This is a genomic window from Actinospica durhamensis (assembly GCF_018139695.1).
Classification (GTDB): Bacteria; Actinomycetota; Actinomycetes; order Streptomycetales; family Catenulisporaceae; genus Actinospica; species Actinospica durhamensis.
Window position 1 is genome coordinate 19868 of record NZ_JAGSOG010000053.1, and the last position, 19232, is coordinate 39099.

Consider the following 19232-nt stretch of genomic DNA (forward strand, 5'->3'; position numbering starts at 1 on the left):
CCCGAGCCCGCCTGGATCAGCGAAACTTATATATGGCCTCGATGTTCGGTTGTCGCATCTTCTCGAGCCGTGCGCAGGCGCCCTGGTTGCCTCCGCGGCCAGTTCTTCGCAGAGTTCGGTTCTTGCTTGTCCAGGGAGCTCGGTTCGGACTCTCGTGTGGCACCTGAGCCACGGATGACAGGTGTGCGCGTATCGATGAGTCCTGCGGTACGCCGTTGTCGTCAAGGAGCGCAGTGGCACGCCGCCAGGTCCGGTCTGCGGCCTCCGGCCGGTTCTGTTTCCGCAAAATATGCGAAATCGAGATGAGACTCCATGCTTCGCCTATTTCATCATGGATCGAGTGCTGGATATCCACGGCCTTCTGTGCGTGGACGGCTGCCTCCTCGACGTGCCCGAGGAGCCGGTGGCCAGGCTCTGGCACGCTGCGACGCTGTTGCGTGAGCACCGCGGCGACGGCCATAATGCGGCCCTCCTCGCCCACGCGGACATCATGCCTGGTGGCGCTCAGGGTTCAGCGACGGTGGGTCAGCTGGCGCCGACCGGTCCGGCGCCGTAGAAGGCCCCGTTTCTGATCATGGCGTAGAGCGCATCGCAGCGCATCGCCGATGTCTCGCCCTTGGTGGAGCTGCCTGAGCGTCTCGTGACCGGGCCATGCCCGCGTGGGGGGACGTAGCTCAGCTGCGATCGTGTGGCCGGTGGCTCAGGAGGTGGGCGTCGTGCGGCGTGCGGGCCCCACGCCGGTCGTGGCCGTCCGCCACGCTGCTCCAGCCGAGTTGCGCCGTTCCAGTGAATCTACTGCCTCCGCCGTGTCGAAAACCGCATGTCATCGACCCTTTACGGTCGGCGCGCCTGGTGGATCCGAGGTGTGTCGGGGCGGTTTCCCCAGCAGTATCGGGCCCGGGGCTCGTACTGGATCGATGCATGTCCGATGTGCCTGGAGGCCGTGTGCCATGACGGAGCAGCGCAGTATCACGATGGCCGTGACGGGAGCGGGCGGGACCCGCATGGCCCGCTACGTCCTCGACGCTTTGGAACGGGATGAGCGGGTCGGGCACGTGGATCTGCTGCTTTCGCCCAACGGACGGAAGCTGCTGGCTCACGAGTTCGCGGTGGCCGAGGACGGGGACGCGGTGCGGACGGTGCTGGGGCGTCCCTCGGGCAAGGTGTACGCGTGGGAGGCGGGGGACTGGGCCGCTCCGGTAACCTCGGGTAGCTACCCGAGTTGGGGCATGATCGTGGTGCCGTGCTCGCTGGGAACCGTCAGCCGGATCTCGCAGGGTCAGTCCACCTCGCTGATCGAGCGGGCGGCGGACGTGTGCCTGAAGGAGCGGCGCCGACTCGTGCTCTGTGTGCGCGAGACTCCCTTCAGCCTGATCCACCTGCGCAACATGACCCAGGCGACCGAGGCCGGCGCGGTGGTCTACCCCATGATTCCCACGTACTACAACACGCCCGAGACCGTGGAGCAGATGTTCGAGGAGTTCGCGGCGCGGCTGCTCGGGTTCGTCGGGCTGGACCAGACCGACTACTACGCCTGGGGCGAAGGCGGTTCGGACGCGTCGACCGAGCGCGCGGCCGCGCGCTCGGCGCGGGAGTGAGGCGGCGTCGCGGACCGGGGAGCAGGGTGCTGCGAGCCCCATGACCCGGCTGTGTAGGTCGGACCCGAAAGATCGTCCCCTGATTCGCGACCGACGGATGCGCCGGCCTACTGCCGCGATCCTCTTCGTGCCACCGGCCCGGCCGAGTCCGGAAGAAAGGCAGCGTTCCCATGCCCGAGCAGCCCGATCCGCCCGCCCCGGTGCGGGATCTGCGTTCGGCCCTGGACCGGCTCGCCCGTCATCCCGGCCAGCTGCACACCACCGACCACCCGATCGACCCCTACGGCGAACTCGCCGGGGTCTACAAGCGGATCGGGGCGGGCGGCACCGTCGAGCGCCCGACCGGCATCGGCCCGGCGATGCTCTTCGAGAACGTCAAAGGCTATCCGGGGGCGCGCATCCTGGTCGGTCTGCTGGCCAGCCGCGAGCGCGTCGGCATCCTGCTGGAGAGCGAGCCGGCCCGCCTCACCCAGCGCATGGCCGAGGCGGTGCGCAATCCCCTCGAGCCCGTGATCGTCACCGCCGAGAACGCGCCCTGCCAGCAGATCGTGCACCGGGCGGACGACGAGGACTTCGACATCCGCACCCTGCTGCCGGCGCCGACCAACACCGACAAGGACGCCGGGCCGTACTTCTGCGAGGCCCTGGTGCTCGGCACCGACCCCGAGACCGGCCACACCGATGTGACCATCCATCGGCTGTGTGTGCAGGGCAAGGACGAGATCTCCATCTTCTTCGCCCCTGGCCGCCATATCGACGCGTTCCGGCAGAAGGCCGAGGCCAAGGGCGAGTCGCTGCCGGTCTCCATCAACATCGGCCTCGACCCCGCGGTCTACATCGGTGCCGAGTTCGAGGCCCCGACCACCCCGCTCGGCTTCGACGAGCTGACGATCGGCGGAGCGCTGCGCGGCGAGGGCGTGGAACTGGTCGACTGCGTCACCGTGAAGCAGAAGTCCATCGCCCGCGCCGAGATCGTGATCGAGGGCGAGATCCTGCCGGACGTCCGGGTCAAGGAGGACAAGAACACCGGGACCGGCCACGCGATGCCCGAGTTCCCCGGGTGCGACGGGCCGGCCAACCCGTCCCTGCCCCTGATCAAGGTCAAGGGCGTGACCACGCGCAAAGACCCGATCGTGCAGACCCTGGTCGGCCCCGGGGAGGAACACGTCTCCCTCGCCGGCATCCCGACCGAGGCCGCGATCCTCAAGGCCTGCGAGGACGCCTTCCCCGGCTTCGTGAAGCAGGTCTACGCGCATTCCGCGGGCGGAGGGAAGTTCCTTTCGATCATCCAGGTCGGCAAGCGCGACGCGTTCGAGGACGGGCGCGCCCGCCAGGCCGCGATCCTCGCCCTGGGCATCTACGCGGAGCTCAAGCACGTCGTACTCGTCGACGAGGACGTCGACCCCTTCGACAGCGACGACGTGCTGTGGGCGATGACCAACCGCTTCCAGGCTGACAAGGACTTGGTCATCCTGCCCAAGATCGCCGGGCACGTGCTCGATCCCTCCCAGACCCCTGAGTACAACCCGGAGATCCCGGCCAAGGGCGTCACCGCCAAGATGGTCTACGACGCCACCGTGCCGTTCGCGCTGCGGGAGAAGTTCACCCGGGCCCACTTCCGCGACGTCGACCCCACGCCCTGGTATCCCGACTACAAGGCGTGAGGCGCGGTGCGGCGCGGTCCCACTTTGACGCCCGGCCCAGCACGGGATGAGGCCGCGGCTCCGCAAACCGGTTGAACTGCCCGACTCGACGGGGCACCTCGATCTCGACCGGGCCGGCGGCGTCGACACCACGAACAAGACGATCACCTTCACCCCGGGCCCGCCGGTCGAGCCGTTGACCGACGGCGTCGCAGCGGGACATCCCGCCCCTGCCGTCAGACGTCAAGGCAGGCCTGCCCAACCTGAACGATGTTCTAGGGAACAGCCGACCCATCGGCACCCGAGACGACGCCGGCCCCGGCCCGGGATACCGAGCCGGGCCGGGCCGCGGGAACGCCCGGTTCCTGGGCGATCCCACGACGCTGATCCGCGAACTACACCAGGACGGTGCCGGGTGCTCCGGTAAACGTGCACGTCTGATAGTAGATCGCAGAGGTTGGGGCGAGCGTCTGCAGTATTTTGCACATGCTTATCTGCGTTTGCATGCCGGCAATGCCGTCGACCCCATCGCCCTGGAGCGTCTGGAAGCACCTGGTCGCGTTCGTCGTGAGCGACCCGTAGATTCCGTCCTCGGTCAGGGTCGGGCGGCACTGGCCCGTCCCTATCGTCATGTAGAAATTGAGGTCCTCTTGCCAGATCTTGACGAACCCGCTTGAATCTCCCGGCGCGAGGCACCCGAGTGGAGTCGCGCACGAGGAGGAGGCGGCGGACGCGGTGGTCGGGATCGCGAACGGCACGACGACGGCCGCAGCGACGGCCGCGGCGGCCAAGAGGCTTTGACTACGTGACATGGTTCTCTTCTCTGCCACCCACCCCCGGAGGCGGTGGCATCTGTGACTGGTGACGTTGGCTGGTTGCCCAACGCACGGTGACCGTGGCCGAAGACCCTCGTCGAGCTCCGGTGCCAGTTCCTGCGCGAAGCCACCAGGAACGGACCGCGCGCGGAGGGGTATCAACGAAGATTGATCCCACATGGCGGTGTCCCGCGTCAAGGATTTGGCACGGGATATTCGCAATTTTGTTTGTCGGTCGGATGTAGCTATGGGTTGATGTTAGCTATCGAAGTCTGATACGCTCCCGGTTCGACCGCTTCGTAGCCATGCCCACGGACGGCGTCGTCAAGCCTGGCAAGCGAGATTTCCTGCTGTCGGGTGGTTCACGGTGCCGCCGGGCGTCGTTTTGCGACGACGCTGCGAGGGTCGTTGGGAAGGGGCGTCTCGGTGCGAGTCGGTACCGGAAGCCCGGACCCGTCCAGGCGCAGCGTGGGCCGGTCCGCAGGCGAGGTCTCGCACGCGCTGCGCGAGGTGTGGGGCATGTACGTACCGCGCGATGTATTCTAAAGGACCTGCTCTCAACGGGGTGGTAGAGCGTGTGGCCGCGTCAGTCGTCTCTGCTCAGGAATCGGAAGCTGAGGATCGACAGGGCTCGTCCGGCGGGTGGGACGGTGCGTTTGAGCCACCAGTGTGGGACGACCTGGTAGCGCGGGGTCGGAACGATTCGGCGGCCGCGACGCAGGGCGGCGAGCGCCTGGCGCGCGACGGTGTCGGGCGAGGTGCCGCGTTTGGCGTAGAGCTCCACGGTACGGGCGCGGCGGTCCGCCCACGTGCCGCGCATCGTCGTGGCGGAGACGATGGCGGTGTCGATGACCCCTGGACACAGCGCACTGACACGCACTGCGGTGCCGATCAGCTCGATCTCGAGCGCCTCGGTCAGGGCGACCACGGCGGCCTTCGTCGCGGAGTAGGCGGTCAACCCGGCGGCCGGGACCAGGCCGGCCATCGAGGCGGTGTTGACGATGTGCGCGGGCCGGCCTTGGGCCAGCAACCGCGGCAGGAAGGCGTTGAGTCCGTGCACGACGCCCATGAGGTTGACGTCGATCAACCGCCGCCAGTCCTCGAGTGTCGTGTCCACGACGGCGCCCGCGAGGCCGATGCCGGCGTTGTTGAACAGCAGGTCGAGTGGCCCGTCTAAGAAAACTGCATCGGCGAATCGCGCCACCGCGTCCGCGTCGGTGACATCGACGACGTGCGCACTCGCCGCGCCGCCGGCCCCGCGTATCGCGCGGGCGACGGCCTCGGCGCGCTGCTCGTCCACGTCGGCGACGTAGACCCGCGCGCCACGCTGGGCGAGCAACAGTGCGATCGAGCGGCCGATGCCGGAGCCGGCGCCGGTGACCACCGCCGACTTCGCGGTCAGATCGCGCCCGATGCGGTGTGCGGTAGGGCTCATGGCCGTCCGCCTGCCGAGAGCGAGTGGACGTCCGCGTCCCCGGATGTGTGGTGCACGCTCACGGTGCCTCCCGTCGGCGGCCGGTGTTGACGGCGTGTCGGTAAGGATGGCATCGACCGGCAACGTGTGCAACACTTCCGTGAAATGTTGCATCGCGCCCGCGCTCCGCGCCGACGCGGCCATCGACTCTGCTCAGCCGACCTCGAATTCAGGATTCCGCCATGAGTCCACTGCTTGCCCTGCTCCCCGGCGCCGACCTCGACGACAGCGCGGCGATCGCGGAACTGCACCGGCTGCACGCCCTGCAGCGCGCGGCGTTCGGCGCCGACCCCCACCCCGACGCCGCGACCCGGCAAGGCCGCCTGGCGGCGCTGGCCGGGATGCTGCTCAACCACCGCGAAGAGATCCGCGCGGCGATGGCCGCGGACTTCGGGTCCCATCCCGATCTGTTCACCGACCTCGTCGAACTCCTCGGCATCGCCGGGCGCGCCGCGTTCGCCGCCGAGCACCTCGGCACGTGGATGGAGGAGGACCGGCGTTTTTCCGACCCCGCGCTCTATGGCACGGCCCGAGCCGGTGTGCGCTATCAGCCCAAGGGGGTCATCGGCGTCATCGTGCCCTGGAACTTCCCGTTCGACCTCTCACTCGGCCCCCTCGTCGAGATGCTCGCCGCCGGCAACCGCGTGCTGATCAAGCCGTCCGAATACACCCCGGCCAGCGCCGAACTGCTGCGCCGGATGGTCGCCGAGACCTTTCCGGAGGACCTGGTGGCGGTGTGCGTCGGCGGTCTGGCGCTGGCCGAGGAGTTTCCGACACTGCGCTGGGATCATCTGCTCTACACCGGCAGCCCCGCGGTCGGCCGACTCGTCGCCCTGGCCGCGGCCGAGAACCTCGTGCCCGTCACGCTCGAACTCGGCGGCAAATGCCCGGCGATCCTGACCGCCGACAGCGTGGACGCGCAGAGCGTGCGCAGCGTCGTGGGCACCAAGCTCGTCAAGAACGGCCAGATGTGCATCTCAGTGGACTACGCACTCGTGCCGCGCGAGCGGATCGAGGAGTTCGCCGCCCACGCCGAGCGCTACCTCACCGACGAACTGCCCGACTACGCCTCATCCGAGCACTGCACGGGCATCATCACCGAACGACACCTCGAGCGGATCCTGGCGCTGCTCGAAGAAGCCCGCGCCGCCGGCGCGCGGATCGTCTCCCTGGGCGGCGAGGGGGACCGAACGACCCGGCGCCTGCCGCTGTCACTGGTCATCGACCCGCCTGCGGGCCTGCGCATCATGAACGAGGAGATCTTCGGCCCGATCCTGCCCGTGATCCCCTACGACGATCTCGACGATGCTCTCGCCGCGATCAACGCCGGGGAGCGCCCGCTCGGACTGTACGTGTTCAGCAAGGACACGGCCGTCGCAGAACACGTCTTGCGCGCGACGACGTCCGGAGGTGCGTGCGTCAACGTGTGCGCGGTGCAGGGCGCACTGCCCTCGCTCGGCTTCGGAGGCATCGGGAACAGCGGAACCGGACGGCACCACGGCATCGAGGGGTTCCGCGAGTTCTCAAATCCCCGCGGCGTGGTGGTGCGTGGGACCGGAGATCTGGCCGACGCCTTCCTGCCCCCGTACGGGCCGATCGCGCAGGCGGTCGTCGACGCCGCCTTCGGCCTCGGACCGTCTTCCGACATCGCCCCTGCCATCCCTGAGGAGTGAGCCGCGGAACGCCGAGCCGGACGCCGAGATACTCAACGAAGCTGCCGTCCGGGCCGGTCGTACGCCCGCCTCGTCATGCCGGCGCGCCGAGATCGTGGGCCGGCAGTGCGCTTTCGACGCCGGCGCACCAGATGCGCTGGATCTGGCGGGTGGCGCGGATGTCGGTGAGCGGGTCGCGTCGACCAGGCTCGGCGGCCACGTGCCCATGTCCAAGGCGGTGGTGACCCCGAAGGCGGTGAACTGCTCGAGGGCCTCGAGGTCGCTCAGGTGGATGTGGGCGTCGATCAGTCCCGGAAGGAGCGTTCCGCCCGATCCGTCAGTCACCCGTGCGCCCTCGGTGTCCGCGGCGGCAAGGATCACACCGTCGCCGATCACGACCGTTCCCGGCTCGCGCAGCCTGTGGCCGTCGAAGACGCGCACGTTGGTGAGCGCGGTCTTGGCGGCCACAGGCCCGGTGCCGCCGGCCCGCTGATGTGTGTGTCACGTCGCGTCCTGCGTCTCGGTTCTCAGCTCTCGTTGAGCCATGCGGACCCGGCGGCCTTGATCTCGGCCTCCAGTGCGCTGCCGCGCGTGGGGAACTCGCCGGTGACGGGGAAGCCGGACCGCTCCAGCAGGTAGGCCAGGGCGGCGTACTCGCGCGGGTATGCGCTCACGGCCTTCTCGTCGATCTCCGGGATCCTGGTGAGGAAGTTGAAGCAGCTCATGTCGTAGCTGCTGTCGCGGCGGCTGATGCGCCACGCCCCGTCGCGCTTCTCGACCTGGTCGAGGAAGCGGTTGTGTGCGGTGCAGCCGAGTTCCAGGGCGGTGTTCTCAGCGATGATCATCGCGTTGGTCTGCACCAGGGCCCGGTCGCCGTGGAAGGTGATCGACGGGTTGGCGATCACGTGCTTGGTGCGCAGGTCCGTCGTGCCCATGCGGGCGGAGCCGTCGACGAAGTCGGCGGCCAGGCCGTCGAACCAGGTGATCGTGATGGTGGCGCCGGGGTGGAACAGATCGCGCAGCTGGTCCCATTCGCCCAGGTCGCGGTGGATCCAGCCGTTCATCAGGTCCGCGATGGCGGCCCGGTCCTCGAGACGTGCGTCCATGTGTCGAGCTCCGTAAAATAGAGGACGGAATTGTTTCTTAGTCTCACCGTACACCGCCTCTCCGGTCGACGCGATCCGAGGTCGGGGGCTATAACGGGGTGGATGAGCACCTTGCCCGCATCACCCACGCCGCCGCGGCGCACCGCCGCCGACGGCGCGACCTCGCGCCGCCGCGGCGTGGAACTGACCCAGGCGATCTACCGGGCGACCCTGGAGGAGTTGGCCGCGACCAGCTTCGAGGAGCTGAGCTTCGAGAAGATCGCTCCGAAGGCGGGCACCGGAAAGTCGGTGCTCTACCGCCGCTGGAGCACCACCGCCGAACTCGTCCTGGCCGCTCTCAAGGACGACGAGGCCGGCCTGGGCAGGCCCCTGATGCCGGACACCGGCACGCTGCGCGGGGATCTGCTCGTCCTGCTCACCAGGTTCGCCCGGATCCTGGAAGAGCCGCGCGGCCGCGCTCTGCGGCCGCTGCTGACCCAGCGCCCGCGCCATCCCGAGCTGTTCGAGCAGGTCATGACGCAGGTCATCGCGCCCCACCGGGCCGTACTGCTCGAGCGCATGCGGGTCGCCGTCGAGCGCGGCCAGGCCGGCCCCGAACGGGCCACCGAGCGCACCGCGGCCATCGGCCCGCGCCTGGTCGTGGCCGAATCCATCGACCACGGCACCGTCTCCGATGCCGAGGTCCAGGCCATCGTCGACGAGGTGCTCCTGCCCCTGCTCAACCGCTGAGGGCGAGTTCCGGGCGGCGGCTCACGCTGAGGCGCCCTCGATCAGGGCGCGCTGGAGCCGGTCGGCCTTCTCCACGTCCGGGGTGCGGGCGGCGAGCACGTCGGCGTAGAGGAACGACTCGCCGATGCGTACGAGTGCGTAGGCGAGGTCGTCGGGCCCGATGATCGGTTCCAGTCCGTAGTCCTCCACGTCGCGGCGCAACGAGTCCGCGACCGCGGCGACGGTGCCCTGCTGGATCGGCCCGCGGGGGTCGGTGAGGATCCTCATGGCGAGTGCCGGCTCGTCGTCCAGCAGCGTGCGCAGGCCCTTCGACCGCGCCACGATCGCGTTGAAGTGCCGCAGCGAACCGGTGGTGTGCAGGGCGTCGGCGGGCTTCTCGCTCTCCCAGCGCTCGGCCGCTATCGCCAGGCACCGCTCGGTCTCGATCCACAGGGCACGCGCGAGCAGGACCTCTCGCCCGCCGACCCGGCGGAACAAGGTGGCCCGGTTGATGCCGAGCTCATCGGCCAGACCCTGCATGTCGAGCCTGCGGCACTGCGCGAACCACTGCGCAGCGCGCTCCACGGCCTCCTGTGCGCCGCGTCGGGCGTCGGCGGGTTGCGCCATCGGTGTCTCCTGGCTGTGCTCGAGCACCCTCAGGTGCAACATTCTCAAGAAGTGTTGCACATGCGATCCGGCCGTGTCATTCTCATAGCCCACAGGCCGCTGCGACCGCGTGGCTCGGGACGCCGACCGACCTCGGCAATCCGCCCGAACTCGAGCGTATGACAGCAGTCTGCCTCGATGGCGTGCGCCCGGTGCGCCTCGCCACCAGGGCACTGCGAAGGCCCCGAACCCCCCACCCCTGATCTACGACCTCGCACGGCGTGAAAGGTAAGCAAGCGCTTATTCACCCTGCATCGCGGACGGTGCCGCCATGGGCCGATCTGTCCGATCCGACCGAGCAGAAGGGCAACTCAATGACGAGCAGCTCGCACCCCACGGCTCCCGCGCTCCCAACCGTCAACGCCAAGGGCGGCATCTGGGGCCGCCAGTTGGACCGCTACCCGGCCACCGGAGCACGCACCGGCTACCTGGTGATCGTCGTCCTGGCCACGATCACGCTCTACTACGAGCTCTACGTCCAGGGCTCGGTGGCCACCGCGCTCGCCGCGAACCTGCACATGACCCTGGTGTATCTGATCTCGATCTCCATCGTCGGCAACGGCGTCGGCGCGCTCGCCTCGGTGGTCGCGGGGCTGGCCGACCGGTGGGGCCGGGCGAATCTCGTGGTCTACGGGCTGGCGGTGACCGGTGCGTTGGTGGCCTTCGGGCTCGCCGACGCGACCGAGAAGTCGGTCTACCTGGTGCTGTTCGCGGTGGTCAGCTTCGTCGAAGGCATGATCCTGGTGGCCACCCCGGCATTGATCCGCGACTTCTCCCCGCAGCTCGGTCGCGCCTCGGCGATGTGCTTCTGGACCATGGGCCCGGTGCTCGGCAGCCTCGTGGTCAGCGAAGTCGCCAGCCACACGCTGGCCGCGCACGCGGACTGGCAGTACCAGTTCCGGGTGTGCGGTGTCGTCGGGCTCGTCGTGTTCGCCCTCGCGTTCGTCGGCCTGCGCGAGCTCGCGCCGCAGCTGCGCGACCAGATCATGGTGAGCCTGCGGGACAAGGCCCTGATCGAGGCGAACGCCGCGGGTATCGATCCCAACGTCGTGGTCGAGGGGCACTGGCGGCAGATGCTGCGCCGCGACATCATCCTCCCAGCGATCGCGCTGAGCCTTTCGCTGCTGTTCTACTACGCCGCGGTGGGCATGTTCGTGGTCTTCTTCGCCACGAACTTCGGCTACTCGGAGGCCCGGGCGAACGCCCTGTCGAACTGGTACTGGGCCATGAACGCCGCAGCGCTGCTGGTCGCGGGGCTCGTGTCGGACGCGCTCAAGGTCCGCAAGCCGTTCATGCTCGCGGGCGGGGTGGTGAGCATGGCGGGTGTGGCGCTGTTCGCGATCGCCACCACACACCCCGGCACGACCTACTACGAGTTCGTCGCCATCCTGATGCCGATCGCGATCGGCAGCGCGTTCGCGTTCTCCACGTGGATGGCCGCGTTCACCGAGACGGTCGAGAAGCACAACCCGGCCGCCACGGCCACCGGCCTGGCCGTGTGGGGTGCGACGCTGCGCTCGATCGTGGTGGTCGCGCTGCTGGTGCTGATCGCGCTCATTCCGGCCGCGAGCACGCTGGTGGGTCAGGGCACGCAGGTCGCCGCCGCGGCGGCCGGACAGAGCCCGGGGCTGAGCGCGAGCGAGAACGCGACGGTCAAGGCGGTCGCGGCCGACCCGTCGATCGCGACCCGGGTGCAGACGATCGCGACGCAGGACGCGGCGCAACTGGCCACCGCGCAGAAACTCTCGCCGGCCACACAGGCCGCGCTCACCGCGAATCCGAGCGACCCCGCCGCACAGGCCCAGGCCCTGAGCGAGATCTCCGGTCTCCCGGTCGGCACCGTCACCAGCGTGGTGACGCTCGGCGCGCAGTACGCCGCGCAGCTCGCGACCGCGCAGGCGATCGACCCGGCCACGCAGGCGGCGTTGGCGGCGAACCCGAACGACACGGCAGCCCAGGCCGAGGCGGTCGGTCAGATCGCAGCAGCCTTCCACGTGACGGCGAGTGCGGCGACCGCGCGGCTCCAGGCGCTTGCCGCGGTGCCCCAGGCCGATCTCGCCCTGGTGTCCGCGAACGGCAAGCCGGTCGCGAGCGCCGCGGCTGAGCTGACCGCGCTCGGGAAGGTGCCTGGCGCCGACCTCGCGCTCGTCGCGCAGTACGGGCCCGGGCTGCAGGACCCGAAGGTCGTGGCCGAACTCACGTACCTGCAGGCCAACGCCCCGGCGGTGGAAGCGGCGCAGAAGCAGTCGCCGAGCCAGTGGCAGCACTGGTGGTGGCTGTGCTTCGCCGGACAGGTGGTGTTCATCCCGTTCATCTGGCTGCTGACCGGCCGCTGGAGTGCCAAGAAGGCGCGCGAGGACGCCCGCGAGCACGGCGAGAAGGTCGAGCGCGAACTCACCGCACTCGCCGCGCTGGCGAAGTAATCGGATACGCGACACGTCGCACGGCCCGGCGGCCGCACCGGCTGCCGGGCCGGATACCAAGCAAGGAGCATGCCATGCCTGAAGCAGTGATCGTGGCCGCCGCCCGTTCCCCGATCGGGCGCGCCGCCAAGGGATCCCTGGCCACCGTGCGCCCGGACGATCTGACGGCCGCGATCGTGCGGGCCGCCCTGGCGCAGGTGCCGCAGCTCGATCCACGGGAGATCGAGGACCTGATGCTCGGCTGCGGCCAGCCGGCCGCCGAACAGGGCTACAACCTCGCCCGGGTGGTGGCCGCCCTGCTCGGCTTCGACGACCTGCCCGGCACCACGGTGAACCGGTACTGCTCCTCGTCCCTGCAGACCACGCGGATGGCCTTCCACGCGATCAAGGCGGGGGAGGGGGACGTGTACCTTTCCGCCGGAGTCGAGTGCGTCTCGCGCTACACCTCGGGCGCCGCCGACTACCCGCCCAGCACCATGAACCCGGTCTTCGCCAGTGCGCTGGCCCGCACGGCCGAGCGGGCTGAGGGCGGCACCCGGGAATGGGCCGACCCGCGCGAGAGCGGCGAGCTGCCGGACGTCTACGTCGCGATGGGCCAGACCGCGGAGAACCTCGCCGAGCTCAAGGGCGTCACCCGCCGGGAGATGGACGAATTCGCCGTGCGCTCGCAGAACCTGGCCGAGAAGGCGATCGCCGAGGGCTTCTGGGAGCGCGAGATCACCCCCGTCACCCTGCCCGACGGCACGATCGTGACCGCCGACGACGGCCCGCGCGCCGGGGTCACCCTGGAGGGTGTCGAGGCGCTCAGGCCCTCCTTCCGCCCGGACGGCCGCGTCACCGCCGGCAACTGCTGTCCGCTCAACGACGGCGCCGCGGCGCTGGTGGTCATGTCGGACACCAGGGCCCGCGAGCTCGGGATCACCCCGCTCGCCCGCATCGTCGCCACCGGCCTGAGCGCCCTGTCTCCCGAGATCATGGGCCTCGGCCCGGTCGAGGCCAGCAAGCAGGCACTCAAGCGCGCCGGCCTGTCCATCGGCGACATCGACCTGGTCGAGATCAACGAGGCCTTCGCCGCCCAGGTGATCCCCTCCTACCGCGACCTCGGCATCGACATCGACCGCCTCAACGTCAACGGCGGCGCCATCGCCGTAGGCCACCCCTTCGGCATGACCGGCGCCCGCATCGCCACCACCCTGATCAACTCCCTGCGCACCCACGACAAGCAGTTCGGCCTCGAAGCCATGTGCGTAGGCGGCGGCCAGGGCATGGCCCTGATCCTCGAAAGGCTCAGCTGATGGCCCATCCGTTCCCCCACCCCGCCGGCGCCGAAAGCGACAGACCATGAGCCACTATCGCAGCAATCTGCGAGACCTCGAATTCAACCTCTTCGAGGTCTTCGACACCCGCGAGGCACTGGGCCGCGGACCCTACGCGGAGATCGACGAGCCCACGGCACGGCAGATGCTCGCCGAGGTCGAGCGCCTCGCGCTCGGCCCGATCGCCGCCTCCTACACCGAGGCCGACCGCAACCCGCCCGTCTACGATCCGGCCACCTGCGCCGTGACCATGCCCGAGGCCTTCCGCCGCTCGTACCAGGCGTACATGAACGCCGAATGGTGGCGCCTGGACCTGCCCCCGGAGCTCGGCGGCACGCCCGCGCCGCGCGCGCTGTGGTGGTCGCTGGTCGAACTCGTCCAGGGAGCCCAGGCCCCGGTGTTCATGTTCGGCGGCGGCCCCAGCTTCAGCACTCTGCTCCACTTCCTCGGCACCGAGGAGCAGCGGCGGATGGCGAAGCTCATGGTCGAGCGGCGGTGGGCCGCGACGATGGTGCTCACCGAGCCCGACGCCGGATCCGACGTCGGGGCCGGAACCACCCGCGCCGTGCCGCAGCCGGACGGGACCTGGCACATCCAGGGCGTCAAGCGCTTCATCACCTCCGGCGAGCACGACCTGGAGGAGAACATCGTCCACTTCGTCCTCGCGCGCCCGGACGGAGCCGGCCCCGGGACCAAGGGCCTTTCGCTCTTCGTCGTGCCGAAATACCACTTCGACCCGGCGACCGGCGCACTCGGCGAGCGCAACGGCGTCTACGCCACGAACGTCGAGAAGAAGATGGGCATCAAGGTCTCCACCACCTGCGAGATGACCTTCGGCCAGCACGAGCCCGCCGTCGGCCACCTGCTCGGCGGCGTGCACGACGGCATCGCGCAGATGTTCAAGGTGATCGAGGGCGCGCGCATGCAGGTCGGGGTGAAGGCGATCGCGACCCTCTCCACCGGGTACCTCAACGCGCTCGACTACGCCAGAACCCGGGTCCAGGGGCCCGACCTGGCCCGGGCGGGGGACAAGACCGCCCCGCGCGTGAGCATCGATCAGCACCCCGACGTGCGGGTGAACCTCATGACGCAGAAGGCGTACGCCGAGGGGCTCCGTGCCCTCTACATCTACACCGCCTCCTGGCTCGACCGCGCCGCCCTGGCCCGCGCCGTGGGCAACGAGGCCGCGGCCGAGCGCGCCACGAGCGTCAACGACCTGCTGCTCCCGCTCGTCAAGGGCGTCGGCTCGGAGCGCTCCTACGCCCTGCTGGCCCAGAGCCTGCAGACGTTCGGAGGCTCCGGGTTCCTCCAGGACTACCCGCTCGAGCAGTACATCCGCGACACCAAGATCGACACGCTGTACGAGGGCACCACCGGAATCCAGGGCCTTGACTTCTTCTTCCGCAAGATCGCCCGCGACCGGGAAGTGGCGTGGAACGCGGTGACCGGAGAGATCGAGGCCTTCCTCACCGAGACCGACGGGGAAGCGCGGCTGCGCTCCGAGCACGCTGCGCTGAGCGAGGCACTCGGGCACGTGCGCGCGATGGTGGCCGCCATGCTCGACTGGCAGCGCGCCGCGTCCGCGACGCCCGCGGAGATCTACAAGGCCGGCCAGAACACGACCCGGCTGCTGATGAGCGTGGGGGACCTGATCCTCGGCTGGCTACTCGCCCGCCAGGCCCACATCGCACTCAAGGCGCTGGAGGCCGGCCCGGCCCCGGAGGAGCGCGACTTCTACACCGGCAAGAGCGCCGTCGCCCGGTTCTTCGCCGCCACCGTCCTACCCGAGCTCGCCGCTCGCCGCGCCGCGCTCGAAGCCACCGACAATGCCCTGATGGACCTCGATCCGGCCGCATTCCGCTGAGCGCGGACGGCCCGGGCCACCCGAAAGGAACGATCAGCACCATGACAAGCAAGGCGCTCAGCGGGCAGGCCGCCCTGGTCACCGGCGGCGCACGCGGCATCGGCGCCGCCACCGCGATCCGCCTCGCCGCCGACGGCGCGGCCGTGGCGGTCCTCGACCTGTACGCACCGGACACCGACGCGACCGTCGCCGCGATCCGCCAGGCCGGCGGCACCGCGATCGGCCTCGGCGGCGACGTCGCCGACACCGACGACGCGCAGGCGGCCGTGGCGGCGACCGTCGCCCAGCTCGGCCGGATCGACATCCTGGTCAACAACGCCGGCATCACCCGGGACAACCTGCTGTACAAGATGACCGACGCGGACTGGGACGAGGTCATCGGCGTGCACCTGCGCGGACCCTTCCTGCTGTGCCGCGCCGCCCAGCGGCACCTGGTCAAGCAGCGCCACGGCAAGATCGTCAACGTGAGCTCGACTTCGGCCCTGGGCAACCGGGGCCAGGCGAACTACGCGGCCGCCAAGGCCGGCATCCAGGGCTTCACCCGCACCCTCGCCATCGAACTCGGCCCCTACGGAGTCAACGTCAACGCGGTGGCACCCGGCTTCATCGCCACCGCGATGACCGCGGCCACCGCGCAGCGCATGGGCGCCGACCTCGAGAGCGCCAAAGCCCAGGTAGCCCAGACGCTTCCGCTGCGGCGTACCGGGGAGCCCGAGGACATCGCGGGCGTCATCGCGTTCCTCGCCGGTCCCGACTCCTCTTACCTCTCCGGCCAGACCCTCTACGTCGACGGCGGCCCGCACTAGGCCGTGTCTTCAAACCGGCGTCGGATCAGGCCGCGGCGTCTGACGCGTGCGCTCGCAAGGCGCCGGGCCGTGCGCATACTCGGTCGTCTGTAAACGGTCCGGCAACGCCGCGAGCGTGCGTGGCAGGCGTCGCGGCCCCGACGATGGTTTGAAGACACGGCCTAGAGACCCGGACACGGCCGCAACACAGAGAAAGGCGGGACGCACACATGAACCTCGCGACGCTGCTGCGCGAGTCCGCGCTCAAAACGCCGCAGCACCCCTGCATCCGGATAGGCGCACACGCGGTCACCTACGCGCAGATGGACGAGACGACGGACCGCATCGCCGCCGGACTTCTCGCCTCCGGGCTCGAGCGCGGGGACCGGGTGGCGGTACAGCTGCCGAACATCCCGGCGTTCCTCGAGGCCTACTTCGGCATCCTCAAGGCCGGAATGGTCATGGTGCCGCTCAACCCGATGCTCAAGGCTCGGGAAATCGCCCACCAGCTGCGCGACTCCGCCGCCCGCGCCGCGATCACCTTCGCCCTCTGCGCGCCCGAGATGGCCGCCGCAGCCGAGCTGGCCGCCGCGCCCGGTCGCACGATCGCGCTCTACCACGTCGACTTCCCCGCCACGAGCCTGCCGCCGGACGGATTCGCGCCGTTCGAGGCCCTGCTCGCTCCGCCCGACGGTCCGCCGATACGCCGAGGCATCCTCCCCACCGCGCCCGAGGAGACCGCCGTCATCATCTACACCAGCGGTACCACCGGCCGGCCCAAGGGCGCGGAGCTGACTCACTTCCAGCTGTACATGAACGCCGCGGTGGCCAGCAACCTGTTCGGCGTCCAGGAGGAGGACGTGCCGCTCGGCGTCCTGCCCTTCTTCCACATCTATGGGCTGTCCTCGGTGGTCAACTGCGCTGTCCTGCACGGCGGCACCATCTCCGCGGTCGCGCGCTTCGAGCCCGGCGCCGTGCTCGACGCGATAGAAGAGCACGGAGTCAGCGTCTTCGTCGGGGTGCCCACCATGTATCAGGCCCTGTTGAACGCCGAGATCGGCGGCCGAGACCTGTCCCGGCTGCGGATCGGATCCTCGGGCGGCGCGGCGATGCCCGAGGCGGTGAGGGCAGCGTTCGAGGAGAAGTTCGGCATCGTGATCCTCGAGGGCTACGGCCTGTCCGAGACCGCGTCGACCGCGGTGCTCAACCAGGGCGTGCACGACCGGCGGACGGGATCGATCGGCAAGCCGATCTGGGGCGTGCAGGTCGAGATCCGCGGGGAGGACGGCGCCGCGCTGCCGGCCGGCCCTGAGTACATCGGTGAGATCGCGATCAGCGGTCACAACGTGATGAAGGGCTACCACGGCGACCCGCAGGCCACGGCCGCCGTGCTGCGCGACGGCTGGCTGCGCACCGGCGACCTCGGCTACCGGGACGCCGACGGGTTCTTCTACGTCGTGGACCGGATCAAGGATCTGATCATCCGGGGCGGCTACAACGTCTACCCCCGGGAAATCGAAGAGGTGCTCTACACCGACCCCGCAATCGCCGAGGCCGCGGTGATCGGCGTGCCCGACGAGCGGCTGGGGGAGGAGGTCGTCGCTACAGTCGCGTTGCGCCCCGGCGTCGAGGCGCGGCCAGAGGAGCTGATCGAGTACTGCCGCGAGCGCCTCGCCCCCTACAAGTACCCGCGCGAGGTCCACATACTGCCCGCGCTGCCGAAGAACGGCACCGGCAAGCTGCTCAAGCGCGAACTGCGCGAACAGTTCGCCCGGCACGCCGCCGCCGCTCCGAAGACGGGATCCTGACATGCAGTTCACGGACATCGACGAGATGCGCGCCGCGGTGGGCAACGAACTGGGCACCGGCGCGTGGCGAGTTGTCGGCCAGGACCGCATCGAGAAGTTCGCCGACGCGACCGACGACCATCAGTGGATCCACACCGACCCCGCCCGCGCGGCCGCGGGCCCGTTCGGCGCGACCGTCGCCCACGGCTTCCTCACCGTCTCCCTGCTCCCGGCCCTGTGCGAGGGCCTGTACTCCGTGCAGGGGGCCGTGATGGCGGTCAACTACGGACTCAACAAGGTCCGCTTCCCCGCGCCAGTACCCGCCGGATCCCGAATCAGGGCACGTGCACGGCTGGCGGAGGTCACCCCGGTGCCGGGCGGGGTGCAGGTGGTCACGGTGGTGACGGTCGAGCGCGAGGGCGGGGACAAGCCCGTGTGCGTCGCCGAGAGCGTGGCGCGCATCTACCTCGCGGACTCGCCGCAATGAGCGCGGGTGTGTCGAATCCGATCGATCCCCCCGGACTGGACCTGAACCGACTGCGCGCCCACCTCGAGCAGGCCGCGCCCGGGCTTCTCGCCCCCAACGGCGAACTGGCTGCCGAGGTGATCCCGGGCGGCAAATCGAACCTCACCTACCTGGTGCGGGACGGGGCGCACCGCTGGGTGCTGCGCCGTCCGCCACTCGGGCACGTGCTGGCGAGCGCCCACGACATGGCCCGCGAATTCCGAGTGCTGACCGCGCTCGCCGGCACCGACGTGCCCGTGCCGAAAGCGATGATCGCCTGTGCGGATCCCGAGGTGATCGGCGCGCCGTTCTACCTCATGGAGTTCGTCGACGGCACGGTGCTGTCCCCGGGAGAGCTTGACCCAGGCAGGGCGTCGGCCATCGCGTGCGCACTGGTCGACGTACTCGCCCGGCTGCACGCCGTCGAACCGGCAGCGATCGGCCTCGCCGACTTCGGCCGCCCGACCGGCTATCTGGAACGACAGCTCCAGCGCTGGAGCAGACAGCTCGAAGCCTCATACAGCAGGCCGCTTCCAGCGGCGGCGAGCCTGCGCGCCGCGCTCGGCACTGACATCCCGCGTACCTCGAAAACCTGCCTGTTGCACGGCGACTACCGGCTCGAAAACGTGCTGATCGGCCAGCACGATCAGGTCGCCGCCGTCCTGGACTGGGAGATGTCAGCCCTCGGCGACCCACTCGCCGACCTCGCCCTCTTCCTCGTCTACTGCGCCGCACCGGAGGTGATCACGAGCGCCCCGAGCGTTGGGGTGCCCCGAAGATCTTGGACACTGGTCCTCCGATAGGCTTATGCCTAGATTGAGAGGAAACAGTGGATAAAGGTGGAGCTGGCAAGGGCAGCGGACGCCGCTGGTACTCGCCGGAGTTCAAGG

Annotated in this window: 16 protein-coding genes and 1 pseudogene; 12 read left to right on the forward strand and 5 right to left on the reverse strand. The window is 69.6% G+C overall.

What is annotated here, in order from left to right:
- Positions 1 to 382 precede the first annotated feature (382 nt).
- The 3 genes and pseudogenes from KDL01_RS45910 to KDL01_RS13415 all read left to right on the forward strand — a co-directional run.
- Positions 383 to 478 (forward strand): annotated as a pseudogene (locus tag KDL01_RS45910) (helix-turn-helix domain-containing protein); the annotation flags it as partial.
- Positions 479 to 950: 472 nt separating this feature from the next.
- Positions 951 to 1598: a UbiX family flavin prenyltransferase gene (locus KDL01_RS13410; RefSeq protein WP_212528786.1), complete on the forward strand. Its 648-nt coding sequence runs from the start codon at positions 951 to 953 to the stop codon at positions 1596 to 1598.
- Between the two features lie 170 nt (positions 1599 to 1768).
- A complete protein-coding gene (locus tag KDL01_RS13415) occupies positions 1769 to 3262 on the forward strand; it encodes a UbiD family decarboxylase (RefSeq protein ID WP_212528787.1) in 1494 nt (497 codons plus the stop codon).
- A gap of 374 nt (positions 3263 to 3636) precedes the next feature.
- On the opposite strand, the gene KDL01_RS13420 is transcribed toward KDL01_RS13415, so the two are convergent.
- Positions 3637 to 4053, reverse strand: a complete 417-nt coding sequence (locus tag KDL01_RS13420; RefSeq protein ID WP_212528788.1) for a peptidoglycan-binding domain-containing protein — start codon at positions 4051 to 4053, stop codon at positions 3637 to 3639.
- 589 nt (positions 4054 to 4642) lie between these two features.
- On the reverse strand, positions 4643 to 5491 hold the full coding sequence (locus KDL01_RS13425; protein ID WP_212528789.1) for an SDR family NAD(P)-dependent oxidoreductase: 849 nt from the start codon (positions 5489 to 5491) through the stop codon (positions 4643 to 4645).
- A gap of 221 nt (positions 5492 to 5712) precedes the next feature.
- Between KDL01_RS13425 and KDL01_RS13430 the strand changes: the two genes are divergently transcribed.
- Positions 5713 to 7203, forward strand: a complete 1491-nt coding sequence (locus KDL01_RS13430) for an aldehyde dehydrogenase family protein (RefSeq protein ID WP_212528790.1) — start codon at positions 5713 to 5715, stop codon at positions 7201 to 7203.
- A gap of 73 nt (positions 7204 to 7276) precedes the next feature.
- On the opposite strand, the gene KDL01_RS44530 is transcribed toward KDL01_RS13430, so the two are convergent.
- Both KDL01_RS44530 and KDL01_RS13435 read right to left on the reverse strand, forming a co-directional pair.
- The gene (locus KDL01_RS44530) at positions 7277 to 7402 is read right to left on the reverse strand and encodes a hypothetical protein (protein WP_281415379.1); all 126 of its coding nucleotides are present in this window, start codon (positions 7400 to 7402) and stop codon (positions 7277 to 7279) included.
- 307 nt (positions 7403 to 7709) lie between these two features.
- Positions 7710 to 8288, reverse strand: coding sequence for a nuclear transport factor 2 family protein (locus KDL01_RS13435; RefSeq protein WP_212528791.1), 579 nt, complete (start codon positions 8286 to 8288; stop codon positions 7710 to 7712).
- Between the two features lie 102 nt (positions 8289 to 8390).
- On the opposite strand from KDL01_RS13435, the gene KDL01_RS13440 reads away from it, so the two are divergent.
- Positions 8391 to 9017: a TetR/AcrR family transcriptional regulator gene (locus KDL01_RS13440; protein WP_212528792.1), complete on the forward strand. Its 627-nt coding sequence runs from the start codon at positions 8391 to 8393 to the stop codon at positions 9015 to 9017.
- 21 nt (positions 9018 to 9038) lie between these two features.
- On the opposite strand, the gene KDL01_RS13445 is transcribed toward KDL01_RS13440, so the two are convergent.
- The gene (locus KDL01_RS13445; RefSeq protein WP_212528793.1) at positions 9039 to 9623 is read right to left on the reverse strand and encodes a QsdR family transcriptional regulator; all 585 of its coding nucleotides are present in this window, start codon (positions 9621 to 9623) and stop codon (positions 9039 to 9041) included.
- Positions 9624 to 9976: 353 nt separating this feature from the next.
- Between KDL01_RS13445 and KDL01_RS13450 the strand changes: the two genes are divergently transcribed.
- The 7 genes from KDL01_RS13450 (at position 9977) to KDL01_RS13480 (ending at position 19145) form a co-directional block, all read left to right on the forward strand.
- Positions 9977 to 12085 carry an MFS transporter gene (locus KDL01_RS13450; protein ID WP_212528794.1) on the forward strand — a complete coding sequence of 703 codons (2109 nt, stop codon included), beginning with the start codon at positions 9977 to 9979 and terminating at the stop codon, positions 12083 to 12085.
- A 74-nt stretch (positions 12086 to 12159) separates the two neighbouring features.
- The gene (locus tag KDL01_RS13455; RefSeq protein WP_212528795.1) at positions 12160 to 13380 is read left to right on the forward strand and encodes an acetyl-CoA C-acetyltransferase; all 1221 of its coding nucleotides are present in this window, start codon (positions 12160 to 12162) and stop codon (positions 13378 to 13380) included.
- Between the two features lie 46 nt (positions 13381 to 13426).
- The gene (locus KDL01_RS13460) at positions 13427 to 15265 is read left to right on the forward strand and encodes an acyl-CoA dehydrogenase (RefSeq protein ID WP_212528796.1); all 1839 of its coding nucleotides are present in this window, start codon (positions 13427 to 13429) and stop codon (positions 15263 to 15265) included.
- A gap of 41 nt (positions 15266 to 15306) precedes the next feature.
- Positions 15307 to 16071 carry a 3-oxoacyl-ACP reductase FabG gene (fabG, locus tag KDL01_RS13465; RefSeq protein ID WP_212528797.1) on the forward strand — a complete coding sequence of 255 codons (765 nt, stop codon included), beginning with the start codon at positions 15307 to 15309 and terminating at the stop codon, positions 16069 to 16071.
- A 209-nt stretch (positions 16072 to 16280) separates the two neighbouring features.
- A complete protein-coding gene (locus KDL01_RS13470) occupies positions 16281 to 17858 on the forward strand; it encodes a long-chain-fatty-acid--CoA ligase (RefSeq protein ID WP_212528798.1) in 1578 nt (525 codons plus the stop codon).
- A gap of 1 nt (position 17859) precedes the next feature.
- Positions 17860 to 18324 carry a MaoC family dehydratase gene (locus tag KDL01_RS13475; RefSeq protein WP_212528799.1) on the forward strand — a complete coding sequence of 155 codons (465 nt, stop codon included), beginning with the start codon at positions 17860 to 17862 and terminating at the stop codon, positions 18322 to 18324.
- A gap of 8 nt (positions 18325 to 18332) precedes the next feature.
- On the forward strand, positions 18333 to 19145 hold the full coding sequence (locus tag KDL01_RS13480) for a phosphotransferase family protein (RefSeq protein WP_212528800.1): 813 nt from the start codon (positions 18333 to 18335) through the stop codon (positions 19143 to 19145).
- The last annotated feature ends 87 nt before the right edge of the window (positions 19146 to 19232 follow it).